This is a genomic window from Modestobacter muralis (assembly GCF_010682105.1).
Lineage (GTDB): Bacteria > Actinomycetota > Actinomycetes > Mycobacteriales > Geodermatophilaceae > Modestobacter > Modestobacter muralis.
The window spans coordinates 93,889-106,211 of record NZ_JAAGWH010000012.1 but is presented as its reverse complement, the minus strand read 5'-3'; the positions used below and the strand labels follow the sequence as shown (position 1 = coordinate 106,211).

10 protein-coding genes are annotated in these 12,323 nt (G+C 73.4%); 6 read left to right on the top strand and 4 right to left on the bottom strand.

The features are described from left to right. Window position 1: 1 nt before the first annotated feature. Window positions 2-226: a hypothetical protein gene (locus GCU67_RS03985; protein WP_163609790.1), complete on the bottom strand. Its 225-nt coding sequence runs from the start codon at window positions 224-226 to the stop codon at window positions 2-4. 128 nt (window positions 227-354) lie between these two features. Here GCU67_RS03985 and GCU67_RS03980 point away from each other — a divergent pair, with 128 nt between their 5' ends. After that, window positions 355-1,062 (top strand): hemerythrin domain-containing protein, encoded by a 708-nt coding sequence (locus tag GCU67_RS03980; protein ID WP_163609789.1) that lies wholly within the window; start codon window positions 355-357, stop codon window positions 1,060-1,062. A 77-nt stretch (window positions 1,063-1,139) separates the two neighbouring features. Here GCU67_RS03980 and GCU67_RS03975 read toward each other — a convergent pair whose 3' ends face one another. Next, the gene (locus tag GCU67_RS03975; protein ID WP_163609788.1) at window positions 1,140-2,195 is read right to left on the bottom strand and encodes a YihY/virulence factor BrkB family protein; all 1,056 of its coding nucleotides are present in this window, start codon (window positions 2,193-2,195) and stop codon (window positions 1,140-1,142) included. 297 nt (window positions 2,196-2,492) lie between these two features. Here GCU67_RS03975 and GCU67_RS03970 point away from each other — a divergent pair, with 297 nt between their 5' ends. After that, window positions 2,493-2,672, top strand: a complete 180-nt coding sequence (locus GCU67_RS03970; protein ID WP_163609787.1) for a hypothetical protein — start codon at window positions 2,493-2,495, stop codon at window positions 2,670-2,672. 280 nt (window positions 2,673-2,952) lie between these two features. On the opposite strand, the gene GCU67_RS03965 is transcribed toward GCU67_RS03970, so the two are convergent. Both GCU67_RS03965 and GCU67_RS03960 read right to left on the bottom strand, forming a co-directional pair. Then, on the bottom strand, window positions 2,953-4,950 hold the full coding sequence (locus tag GCU67_RS03965) for an MDR family MFS transporter (RefSeq protein ID WP_163609786.1): 1,998 nt from the start codon (window positions 4,948-4,950) through the stop codon (window positions 2,953-2,955). Continuing rightward, entirely contained in the window at window positions 4,947-5,462 is a 516-nt protein-coding gene (locus tag GCU67_RS03960; protein ID WP_338104754.1) for a MarR family winged helix-turn-helix transcriptional regulator, read from the bottom strand. The genes GCU67_RS03965 and GCU67_RS03960 overlap by 4 nt, the downstream gene beginning before the upstream one ends. A 179-nt stretch (window positions 5,463-5,641) precedes the next feature. Between GCU67_RS03960 and hrpA the strand changes: the two genes are divergently transcribed. From hrpA to GCU67_RS03940, 4 genes are all read left to right on the top strand, one after another. Further along, window positions 5,642-9,592: an ATP-dependent RNA helicase HrpA gene (hrpA, locus tag GCU67_RS03955; RefSeq protein ID WP_163609785.1), complete on the top strand. Its 3,951-nt coding sequence runs from the start codon at window positions 5,642-5,644 to the stop codon at window positions 9,590-9,592. A 244-nt stretch (window positions 9,593-9,836) separates the two neighbouring features. Beyond that, window positions 9,837-10,691 carry an MmyB family transcriptional regulator gene (locus GCU67_RS03950; RefSeq protein WP_163609784.1) on the top strand — a complete coding sequence of 285 codons (855 nt, stop codon included), beginning with the start codon at window positions 9,837-9,839 and terminating at the stop codon, window positions 10,689-10,691. A 65-nt stretch (window positions 10,692-10,756) separates the two neighbouring features. Further along, window positions 10,757-11,704 carry an NADP-dependent oxidoreductase gene (locus tag GCU67_RS03945; protein ID WP_163609783.1) on the top strand — a complete coding sequence of 316 codons (948 nt, stop codon included), beginning with the start codon at window positions 10,757-10,759 and terminating at the stop codon, window positions 11,702-11,704. Between the two features lie 125 nt (window positions 11,705-11,829). Next, a complete protein-coding gene (locus tag GCU67_RS03940; RefSeq protein ID WP_163609782.1) occupies window positions 11,830-12,291 on the top strand; it encodes a cupin domain-containing protein in 462 nt (153 codons plus the stop codon). The last annotated feature ends 32 nt before the right edge of the window (window positions 12,292-12,323 follow it).

Genomic DNA, 12,323 nt, shown 5'->3' with positions numbered 1-12,323 from the left:
CTCAGGGGCCGTACTGGCAGACCCGGCACAGGCCGGCGTCGTCCGGCACGTCCTCCACCGAGATCACCTGGACCTGCTCGCCGCACAGCGCGGGCACGTCCTCGTGCGTCTCCTGGGCCACCCGGCCCACCGACTCGGACACCGCGTGCAGCGGCCCGGCCAGCTTCTCGCCGGCCGGGCCGCTGTCGTCTGCACTGCGCCGGGAGCGCCCGACCAGGTTCGCCATGCCCCCACCATGCCCTCCCGTCCCGGGAGTCCGCGCGCCGGACCGGGCGGTGCATGCGACGAGCCGGTCGCGGGCATGGAACGCCCGCGTCTGAGCCACTGACGTCGGTGCACACGGAGGAGCACGAGATGACCAGGTCGATCGCCGACCAGACCGTGACCGAGCTCGGCGGACCCGGGTCGGTGTTCGTCCGCCAGCGGGCGGACCACGAGCAGCTCGACCGGCTGCTGCAGGAGCTCGAGGGCACCACCGGCACCGAGCAGGAGCGCGTGCTCCGCCGGATCGACCGCCTGGTGTTCAGCCACGCCTTCGCCGAGGAGACGGTGCTCTGGCCGGTCGTCCGCCGCGTCCTGCCCGACGGCGAGGCCCTCACGCTGCAGGTCGAGGAGGAGCACCAGGAGGTCAACGAGCTGGTCAGCGAGCTGGAGACGCTCGGCCACGACGACCCCCGCCGGGCGGCGACGCTCGACCGCCTCGTCCAGGTCCTGCGGGAGGACGTGCGGGACGAGGAGGACGTGATGTTCCCGCGGCTGCAGCAGGCGCTGGACGGCTCCGCCCTGCGCCGGCTCGGCCGGCAGTGGGAGATCGCCCGCCGGGTGTCCCCGACGCGGCCGCATCCGACGGTGTCCCGCCGTCCGCCGGGCAACGCGGTCTCCGCGCTGCCGCTGACCGTCCTGGACCGCAGTCGTGACCTGGTGGACGCCGGTGTGCAACACGCCCCGGACCGCCTCGCCCCGGCGGGCCGGGCGGTCAGCCGCGGTCTGGCGGCGGTGGCCGGCTGGGTGGAGCGGGTCCCGCTGGCCCGCCGGGGCGAGCGGCCCCCGACCAGCCGCTGACCTGCCCGACCCGGACGACGACGAAGGCCCCCGGTCCTCTCAGGGACCGGGGGCCTTCGTGCGTGGCGGACCTGGGGTCAGGTCGTCTGCTTGCGCTTCGGCGCCTCTCGGGCGTCGAGCTGGATCTCCTTCTCCGCGCGCGGCACGCCGGCCTTCAGCTCCTTGGTCCGCTCCATCTCGGCGTCGAGCTCGATGCCGAACAGCAGGGCCAGGTTGATCAGCCAGAACCAGATCAGGAAGATCACGACGCCGGCCAGCGCGCCGTAGGTCTTGTTGTAGCTGCCGAAGTTGGCGACGTAGAACGCGAACGCCGCCGAGGCGACCACCGCGACCAGGATCGCGACACCGGCACCGGGGCTGACCCACTTGAAGCCGCGCAGCTTCGCGTTGGGGGCGGTGTAGTAGAGGACGGCGATCATCAGCGCCAGCAGCACCAGGATCACCGGCCACTTGGCCCAGCTCCAGATGTTCAGCACCGTCTCGCCCAGACCGATGGACTGGCCGATGGCGTCGACGACCGGGCCGCTGAGCACCAGCATGGCCAGGATCAGTGCGGCGAACAGGATGCCGATGAGCGTGACCAGCAGCTGGAGCGGCTTGAGCTTCCAGATCTTCCGGCCCTCGCGGGTCTCGTAGACGATGTTGGCCGCCCGGCCGAAGGCGCCGACGTAGCCCGAGGCCGACCAGATGGCCGCCGCGATGCCGATGACCAGGCCGAGGCTGGCCGCGCTCGAGCTGCCCGCGATCTGCTGGATCACCGGGTTCAGCGTGTTCGCCGCCTGCTCAGGCACGACCTGGGTGATGCCGTCGGTGAGCTGCTGCGGGTCGGTGAGCAGGCCCACGATCGACAGCAGCGCGGTGAGTGCCGGGAAGAGCGCGAGGATGCCGTAGTAGGTCAGCGTGGCCGCCCAGTCGGTGAGCCCGTCCTCGCTGAACTCCTTCAGCGTGCGCTTGAGCGTGCCGCCGGTGGTGGCCTTCGGGTCGGCGCCGGTGGGCGCGTAGTCGGCCCGCTCCCGGCTGATCTTGTCGTCGCCCGGCGCGGTGTCACGCGCGTCGCGGGTCGGGTCAGTGCTGTCGTTCGCGGTGCCGCCGCGTGCGCCCTCTCGGGGCGCACTCGCACTGGCTCCGGCCATGGGGGCCTCCGGTGGGTGGGACGCGTGCTCGTCGACTCTGGGTGCCCCGACCGGACCCGTGCCACGCACGCCGGGGATGACATTCCGGCAACGGAGGGTCCCAGGCGCTGGTCCTGGCCGGGCGGCCGGGGAACGTGCAGGTCGCTTCCCCGCGACACCTGCACGTGCGACGACAGTCACACGCTGTCCACCGAGAAGTCGCTCTGCGCACGGTTCGAGCCGTTCCGGCCCGGGCAGTGAGCAGTGGCAGAGCGCCGGGCAGCCGGCGGGCACCGAAGAGAACGTGGAGCAGACCAGATGGTGATGTGGCCGGCAGTCAGCCTGCTCGGATTCGTGGTGCTGACCGCACTCGTCGTCCTGATGGGCATGCAGTCCACCAAGCGCTACGAGGCCGAGAAGCAGGCGGCCTCCGTCGTCCGGCACCCGGCTCCCGAGTCCGCCGCCCGCGTCACCGCGGCCGCGACCGCGGTCCTCTAGCCCTCCCGCGCCGCACCCGGCGCACGCACACTCCCGACGGCGGTCCTCCCAGGAGGGCCGCCGTCGTCGCACGTCCGGCCCCCGCTCCAAGCCGCCGTCCCGTCGTGCCTCGCTCCGTCGATCACGGGCGTCTGGCCGGGCGACACGCGCGTCACGGCGTGTCCCGCGGCGAGCCGCCCATGATCACCGACGCTCAGGAGACCTGGCGTCGGCAAGAACGCGGACGGCCCCTGCGTCCCGCGGGTGCGGGGCGCAGGGGCCGTCCGGAGGGGCCGAGCGGTCAGCTGCGGCGGCGCAGCTCCTCGGGCAGGTGGTCGGCCGGGACGCTGGCCAGCCCGGTGGGCTGGTCGGGGGCAGTTGCCTCGTGCCGCCCGCCCTCCGGGGTGTCGCCGTCGGCGGCCTCGTGCCGGCCCGGGTGACCAGCCGCGCCGGACCCGGTTCCGAGGACGGTCCCGGTGGCCGGCCCGGTCGCCGGCTGGACCGCGGCGCCCCGGTCGGTGACGGTCCGGTCGTCGGCCGGGACGGCGCTCTCCCCGGTCCGGTCGACGCCGTCGACGGGCGGCTCGACCGACGTCGGGGCCGCGGCACCGGCGGCGTTCGCCGAGGCCAGGGCGGGGGAGTCGGCGTCGCCGTCCTTGCCGGCCTGGGCCGCCTGGATGCCGGACTGGGTGCGCAGCGGCAGCTGGGGCAGGAACAGCAGCACGAAGAAGCCGAGGGCGACCACGACCGCGGCGAGCAGGAACACGACGTCCAGCGAGTGCGAGAACCCGGTCTTGAACGGCAGGGCGATCTCGGCGGGCAGCTCCTGGATGAACGAGGTGTTCGACAGGTCGGTGCCGCCGGCGCCGGCCTGCTGCAGCTGCGGGGCGATCGCCGGGTTCGCGGTCGCGGCGTCCTGCACGGCCCCGCCGATGTCACCGGGCAGCCGGGTGAACAGCACCGACAGGAAGACCGCCGTCCCGAGCGTGCCGCCCATCTGGCGGAAGAAGGTGACCGAGGAGGTCGCCACGCCGATCTCCCGGGGGCTGACGGCGTTCTGCACGGCGAGGATGACCGGCTGGAAGTTGAAGCCCAGGCCCACGCCAAGCAGCAGCATGAACGGCACGAGCGCCCACACCGAGGTGTCCGCGCCGACGATCTGGGACAGCGACACCAACGCGGTGACGATGAAGACCACGCCCACCAGCGGGAAGAGCTTGTACTTGCCGGTGCGGGCGATCGTCTGCCCGGCGATGATCGATCCGGACATGATGCCCATGACCAGCGGGATCATCTGCAGGCCGGCCTCGGTGGGGCTGGAGCCGTGCACGATCTGCAGGTACTGGGGGAGCAGCAGGATGCCGCCGAACATGCCGGCGCCCAGCACGATCGAGCTGGCGCTGCTGACGGCGAAGGTGCGGTTGCCGAACATCCGCAGCGGCAGCAGGGCGTCGTCCTTGTAGGCCCGCTCGGCGAGCACGAAGAGCGCGAACCCGACCACGCCGATGGCGTAGCAGACCAGCGCCCGGGTGGAACCCCAGCCCCAGGTGCGGCCCTGCTCGGCCACGATCAGCAGCGGCACCAGGAACGTGACCAGCGCCAGCGCGCCGGGCCAGTCGATGCGGTGCTCGCGCTTGGTGTGCGGCAGGTGCAGCACCTTGAAGACGACGACCAGCGCCAGGATGCCCAGTGGCACGTTGACGTAGAAGATCCAGCGCCAGCCGGTGATGCCCAGGATCGAGTCCTGCCCGGAGAGGAACCCGCCGATGACCGGGCCCAGCACGCTGGAGGTGCCGAACACGGCCATGAAGTAGCCCTGGTACTTCGAGCGCTCCCGCGGCGGCACGATGTCGGCGATGATCGCCAGCGCCAGCGACATCAGGCCACCGGCACCGATGCCCTGGACGGCGCGGAAGACGGCCAGCTCGTACATCGAGTTCGCGAACCCGCAGAGCGCCGAGCCGACGACGAAGACCGCGATCGCGAACAGGTAGAAGCCGCGGCGGCCGTAGATGTCGCTCAACTTGCCGTACAGCGGCGTGGCGATCGTCGAGGTGATCAGGAAGGCGGTGGTCGCCCACGCCTGCAGGTCGTAGCCGTCCAGGTCGTCGGCGATGGTGCGGATGGCCGTGGAGACCACGGTCTGGTCCAGTGCGGCCAGGAACATGCCCAGCAGCAGCCCGACCAGGATGGTCATGATCTGGCGGTGGGTGAACGCCCCGGAGGCGTCGGGCGCGGCGGCCGTGGCGCGGGCGTCGCGACGCTGGGCCCCCGTCCCGTGATCGGTGGTCTGGCTCATCGGTCCTTCTCGGAGGGGGTCGCGGCGCCGCCGGAGGCGGTGCCCAGGGTGGGGAGGTGGTCGGTCAGCTGCTGCACCAGGCGGTGCAGTTGACGGGTGAAGGTGCCCAGCTCGGCGTCCTCCCAGTCGGCGGTCACCTGCGCGAACAGGGCGGCGCGCTCCTGGCGCATCTGGTCGATCACGGCCTCGCCGTCCGGGGTGACGACCAGCCGGCTGGCCCGGCCGTCGGAGGCGTCGGCGACCCGGCGGACCAGCCCGCGGTCGACCAGCAGGGTCACGTGCCGGCTCACCGTCGAGGGGTCGGCGTGCACGAGCTCGGCCAGCGCGCCCTGGCGCAGCGGACCCAGCCGGGTCAACGGGAAGAGCAGCACGTGCGCCGCCCGCTCCCGGGCCTCGGGGCCGGCGCCGCTGGTGCTCTGGTTCTTGAGCAGGTGCATGACGCGCACCAGCTGGACCAGCTCCTCGGGCAGGGAGAGCTGGCGAGCGGTCTCGGACACGGCGGTCTCGGACACGGGGCGCTCCGGTGGTCGGCGGGGGGCGCCGCACTGCGCCGGAGGAACAGGTGCACGGTACAAGCCGTTGCACCATGCATGCAACCAGTTGGGCTCTGCACCGGTCGCGGGGCGAGCGACCGCACCCGTCGGGGTGAGACCCTGGAGGTACTGCCCTCGAGAGGAACTGCGAGCACACCGTGACCACCCCGCACGACGACCTCCGGTCCCGGCTGTCCGCACTGACCCTGAGCGACGAGCACCGCCTCGGACGCCGGCTCGACGGCACCCGGCGCACGAAGGACCTCGCAGTCCGCGCGAAGCAGACCGAGCAGATCGCCGCCGAGGTCGCCGCGGCCGAGCAGCGCGTCGCCCGCCGCCAGGACGCCGTCCCGGTCGTCAGCTACCCCGAGGACCTGCCGGTCAGTCAGCGCCGCGACGACATCGCCGAGGCGCTGCGCGGCTCCCAGGTCGTGGTGGTGGCCGGGGAGACCGGCTCGGGGAAGACCACCCAGTTGCCGAAGATCCTGCTGGGGCTCGGCCGCGGCGTGCGCGGGCGGATCGGGCACACCCAGCCCCGTCGGATCGCCGCGCGCACGGTCGCCGAGCGGATCGCCGAGGAGCTGGACAGCCCGCTGGGCGACGTCGTCGGCTGGAAGGTGCGGTTCACCGACGAGGTGGGCGACCGCACGCTGGTCAAGCTGATGACCGACGGTGTCCTGCTCGCCGAGGTGCAGCGCGACCGGCTGCTGCGCCAGTACGACACGATCATCATCGACGAGGCCCACGAGCGGAGCCTCAACATCGACTTCCTGCTGGGCTACCTCGCCCGGCTGCTGCCACGCCGCCCCGACCTGAAGCTGGTCATCACCTCCGCGACGATCGACGTCGACCGGATCGCCAAGCACTTCAGCGTGGACGGCGCCCAGGTGCCCGTCGTCGAGGTCAGCGGCCGCACCTACCCCGTCGAGGTCCGCTACCGCCCGGTCATCGACCCCGACGACGAGGACGCCGACCCCGACCGCGACCAGGTCACCGCGATCGTCGACGCCTGCGCCGAGCTGGTGGCCGAGGGGCCGGGCGACGTCCTGGTGTTCCTGGCCGGTGAGCGCGAGATCCGGGACACCGCGGACGCGCTGGGCGAGCGCGGTTTCCCGCACACCGAGGTGCTGCCGCTCTACTCCCGGCTGAGCGCCGCCGACCAGCACAAGGTCTTCCAGCCGCACACCGGACGGCGGATCGTGCTGGCCACCAACGTCGCCGAGACGTCACTGACGGTTCCGGGCATCAAGTACGTCGTCGACCCGGGCACCGCGCGGATCTCCCGGTACAGCCATCGCACCAAGGTCCAGCGGCTGCCGATCGAGGCGATCAGCCAGGCCTCGGCCCGGCAGCGCTCGGGCCGGTGCGGGCGCACCAGCGAGGGCATCGCCATCCGGCTGTACACCGAGGCCGACTACGAGGGCCGCCCCGAGTACACCGACCCGGAGATCCTGCGCACCAACCTGGCCTCGGTGCTGCTGCAGATGGCCTCCCTCGACCTGGGTGACGTCGCCGAGTTCCCCTTCATCGACCCGCCGGACCGTCGCGCGATCGCCGACGGCGTGGCGCTGCTGGAGGAGCTCGACGCCCTCGACGCCGCGGGCGGCCTGACCCCGACCGGCCGGTCGCTGGCCACCCTGCCGCTGGACCCGCGGCTGGCCCGGATGGTCGTGGAGGCCGACCGGCGCGGGGTGCTGGAGGAGGTGCTGGTCATCGCCGCCGGGCTCACCGTGCAGGACGTGCGCGAGCGCCCCGCCGAGCACCAGCAGGCCGCCGACGAGATGCACAAGCGCTTCGCCGACGAGAACTCCGACTTCATCGGTCTGCTCAACCTCTGGAGCTACCTGGGGGAACGGGCCGAGGAGCTGTCGGGCAACCAGTTCCGGCGCACCGTGAAGAAGGAGTTCCTGCACTACCTGCGCATCCGTGAGTGGCAGGACCTGCACGGCCAGCTGCGCAGCACGGCCCGCCGGCTGGGCATGACCCTCGGCGAGCTCGCCCCCGCACCCGACGAGCGCGGCGTCACCGCCGCGCTGCTGTCCGGGCTGCTGTCCCAGGTCGGCATGCAGGCCGAGCCCGTGAAGGACCGGTCCGGCAAGCCCGGGCGCCCGGGCCGGGAGTACCTGGGCACCCGCAACACCCGCTTCGTGCTGGCCCCGGGCACCCCGCTGGCCAAGAAGCCGCCGCGCTGGGTGGTCGCCGCCGAACTCGTCGAGACCAGCCGGCTCTTCGCCCGCACCGTCGCCCGGATCGACCCCGAGACGGTCGAGAAGCTGGCCGACCACCTGGTGAACCGGCAGTACAGCGAGCCGCGCTGGGACGCCAAGCGCGGCTCGGTGGTGGCCACCGAGCGGGTCACCCTCTACGGCCTGCCGCTGGTGGTGGGCCGGCGGGTGCAGTACGGCTCGATCGACCCCGTGGTCTCCCGGGAGCTGTTCATCCGGCACGCGCTGGTGCAAGGGGAGTGGACGACGCACCACCGCTTCGCCGCCGACAACGCCCGCACCATCGAGCAGGTCGCCGAGCTGGAGGAGCGGGCCCGCCGCCGCGACATCCGGGTGGACGACGAGACGGTGTTCGAGCTCTACGACGCGCGGGTGCCCGCCGACGTCGTCTCGACCCGGCACTTCGACCGCTGGTGGAAGGAGGCCCGGCGCGCCACGCCGGACCTGCTGACCTTCACCCCGGAGATGCTCACCAACGCCGCCGTGGCCGGGCAGGTGCAGCTCGAGGACTACCCGGACGAGGTGCAGCTGACCCAGGGGCTGACGCTGCCGCTGTCCTACGCGTTCGCCCCGGGCGCCGAGTCCGACGGCGTCACCGTCGACGTCCCGCTGGGCGTGCTGGACACCGTGGCCGCGCGGACGTCGGGGGAGTCGCTGGCCTTCACCGTGCCCGGGCAGCGGGCCGAGCTGGTCACCGAGCTGCTGCGGTCGCTGCCCAAGCAGCTGCGCCGCGGCCTGGTGCCGATCCCGGACCGGGTGCGCGAGGTGCTGCCGAAGATCGACCCGACCGAGGCGCTGCTGCCCGCGCTGGAGCGCGAGCTGCGCCGGGCCACCTCGGTGGTCATCCCGCCGGACGCCTGGCGGCCGGCCGAGGTGCCGCCGCACCTGCGCGCCACCTACCGGGTGCTGGACGACGCCCAGCGGCTGCTCGCCCAGGGCAAGGACCTCACCGCGCTGCGCGCCCAGGTCGCTCCGCAGGCCCGGGCCAGCCTGGCCCGCGCCGCGTCGACCTACGAACGCACTCGGCAGACCACCTGGACGTTCGGGGAGCTGCCCCAGACCGTCGAGGTCGAGCGCGGCGGGCACGTGGTCACCGCGTTCCTGGCGCTCGTCGACGAGGGTGAGACGGTCGGCGTCCGGGTGGTGCCCACCGAGGCCGAGGCGACCCGGCTGAGCTGGCGGGGCGCCCGCCGGCTGCTGCAGTTGGTCGTCAGCTCCCCGGTCAAGCAGGTGGTCAAGGGCATCGGACCGCGCTCCCGGCTGGCGCTGCAGTTCAACCCCGACGGGGAGATCCCCGACCTGGTCGCCGACTGCGTGGACGCCGCCGCCGACGAGCTGATCGCCGCCGCCGGTGGCCCGCCACGCACCGAGGCCGCGTTCGCCGCGCTGGTGGCCTCGGCCCGCGCGGAGCTGACGGCGCTGACCAGCGACGCCGTCCGGCGCGTGGAGGCCGTGCTGACGCAGGCCCGGGAGACCGCGATCGCCATCGGTGCCGCGCCGGGGCGGCGGGTTCCCGAGGCCGCGATCGCCGACCTGCGGGCGCAGATGGGCGGGCTGCTGCACCGCGGCTTCGTCGCGACCGCCGGGCGCAAGCGGCTGCCGGACCTGGTGCGCTACCTCAAGGCGATGGAGCTGCGGCTGGAGAAGCTGCCGGCCAACGCCGCCCGGGACGCGCTCTGGCTGGCCACGGTCGAGGCCGTCACCAAGGAGTACGAGCAGCTGCGCGCCGCCGTCCCGCCGACCGGGGCGCCCGACGACGCGGTGATGCGGGTGCGCTGGATGCTGGAAGAGCTGCGGGTCGGGCTGTTCGCCCAGACCGTGGGCACGCCGCGGCCCGTCTCCGAGCAGCGCATCTACAAGGCGATCGACGCGGTCTCGGTCTGAGCCCGCTGCGGGCCGCCGCACGTCGCGTCAGTCAGGACGCGGAGACCTCGACCAGCCCGTCGCGCAGCTGGTCGGTGTCGGAGGAGACCTCGACCGGTCCCAGGTCCACCTCGAGGCTGGTCCCGCCGCGCACGTGCCGCACGGACATCAGCCGGCCCTGCACGATCGACTGACTGGCCGGGCTGCGGTGGTCCTGGGTCCAGGGGAACGTCGTCCGGGCCGGTCCGCAGGGCAGACTCGCGCTGTGGGGAGTGATGAGTTCGGCGCGGCAGTGCGCCAGCTGCGGGCGGGCACGGACCCTGCGGTCGTCGGGCTGCCGGTGGGGAGCCGCCGGGTGACCGGGTTGCGGCGGGAGGAGCTCGGTGAGCTCGCGGGGATGTCGGCGGACTACGTCCGCCGCCTGGAGCAGGGGCGCAGCCACCCCTCGGCCGGGGTGGTGCGGGCCATCGCCCGGGCCTTGCGGGTCGGGCGGGCGGACTACGAGCGGCTCAGTGCGCTGGCCGGGTACGCCGCCGCGGACGGGCAGGTGCCCACCGAGCTGGGGCCCGGCGGGACGCGGCTGCTGGAGCGGTTCTCCGACACCCCGATGATCGTCACCGATGCGGCGATGAACCTGGTCGCGGTCAACAGCGGCTTCCTGGCCCTCGAGCACTGGGACCTCACCGGGGAGCGGTGGGAGTGGAACGTGGCCTGGCGGCACTTCTGCAACCCGTTCGCGGCCTTCCAGCAGTCCGCGGCCGACGCGACCAGCCACGAGGCGGTCCTGGTGGCCCAGCTGAGGGCCGCGCTGCTCCGCTACCCGGCCGATGCGTCGCTCGCCGCGCTGGTGGACGAGATGCGGACCCGGAGCCCGCGGTTCGACGGCCTGTGGCGCACCCCGCGGCCGGTGGAGCTCTACGAGAGCAGCGCGACCTTCACCCAGTCCGACGGGGACTCCCTCACCCTGGTCGGGAACCTGATCGCCATCCCCGGGGACGACCTGGCGGCCGTCATGCTGACCGCGGCGCCGGGCTCGCGCGACGCGGCCCGGCTGGTGGAGGTCGTCGGGGCGGCCGAGGGACCAGCGGTCGTCAAGGTGGGCCAGTCCGGCCCAGGATGATCGCGTCAGGACCTGCGACGTTGGTGACGTCCCCGACGGCACGTCGAGCGAGAGCAGGTCCAGCGATGAAGGCAGTGCGTTTCCACGAGGTCGGCGGTCCCGAGGTCCTGCGGTACGAGGACGTCGACCAGCCCACCCCCGGCGCAGGTGAGGTCCGGGTGCGGGTGGCGGCCTCGGCGTTCAACGCCGCCGACAACGGCATGCGCGGCGGTTTCCTGCCGATCCCCGTCGTGCTGCCGCACGTGCCCGGCTACGACGTCTCCGGCACGGTCGACGCGCTCGGGGAGGGCGTCGGCGGCACCATCGGCGGTGGTCTGCAGGCGGGGGACCCGGTGATCGGGTTCCTGCCGATGGAGCGTGACGGCGGCGCGGCGGAGTACGTGATCGCCCCGGCCGACGCGCTGGTCCCCGCACCCACGAAGGTCCCGCTGGCCGACGCGGCAGCCCTGCCCTCGGTGGCGCTGACGGCCTGGCAGGCGCTGTTCGACCTGGGCGGCCTGACGTCCGGGCAGCGGGTCCTGATCAACGGCGCCGGAGGCGTGGTCGGCAAGTACGCCGTCGCGCTGGCCGCGCGGGCCGGCGTGCACGTCGTGGCGACCGCCAGCCCGCGCAGCGCCGCCGCCGTCCAGGCAGCGGGTGCCGACGAGATCATCGACCACACCACCACCGACGTGCTGGGCGCCGTCGACGAGCAGGTCGACGTGCTGGTCAACCTCGCCCCCATCGACCCCGAGCAGTTCGCCGCGCTCGTGGCCCTCGTCCGCGACGGCGGCAGGGTGGTGAGCACCACCGCGTTCATGGCCACCCCGGGTGACGAGGCCCGCGGCGTGAGTGCCGCGACCGTGTTCGTGCTGCCGAACCGGGAGCGCCTCACCGAGCTGGTGTCCCTGGTCGACAGCGGGGACCTGCAGGTCGAGGTCACCCGCCGCATCCCGCTGACCGAGCTGCCCGCACTGCACGCCGAGGCCGCGGCCGGTCGCATCGAGGGCAAGGTCGTCGTCCAGCCCGCGTGACCTGCGCCGGCCGGACGCCGGACGTGCACCCCGCTGACTCGCACCAACCCCCGCAGACGGCCGACGTCGCCGGCTGCGGGCGTCCTCCCGAGCACGACCCGTGACCCACCCGAACGGAGACAGCCATGAGCACGGCCTACCTCGCACGACCCGAGCAGCACCAGCAGCTGGAGTGGCTCGGGGGCAGCACCCTGTCCATCCTGCTCGACGGCGCGGCCACCGACGGCCGGCTCATGGTCGGGCGCTTCGACGTCAGCAGGGGTGAGGCGCCGCCGTACCACGTGCACGGCAACGAGGACGAGGTGTTCATGTTGATCACGGGCACCGCGCTCGTCTGGGCCGACGACCAGGAGAGCGAGCTGACCGAGGGCGGCATCGTCTTCCTGCCCAGAGGGGTGCCGCACTCCTACCGCATCACGTCCGAGAAGGCCGACCTGCTCATCATCACGACACCGGCCGGCATCGAGGGGATGTTCCGGGAGACCGGACGGGACAGGGCCACCCCGCGACCCCCCGGCTTCGAGGTCACGCCGCAGCCGGCGGTGGCGACGAAGTACGGCAACACCGTCCTGGGCCCGCCCCGCTGACCGCGGTCCCGGCGTGGGCCGAGCCCGCGCCG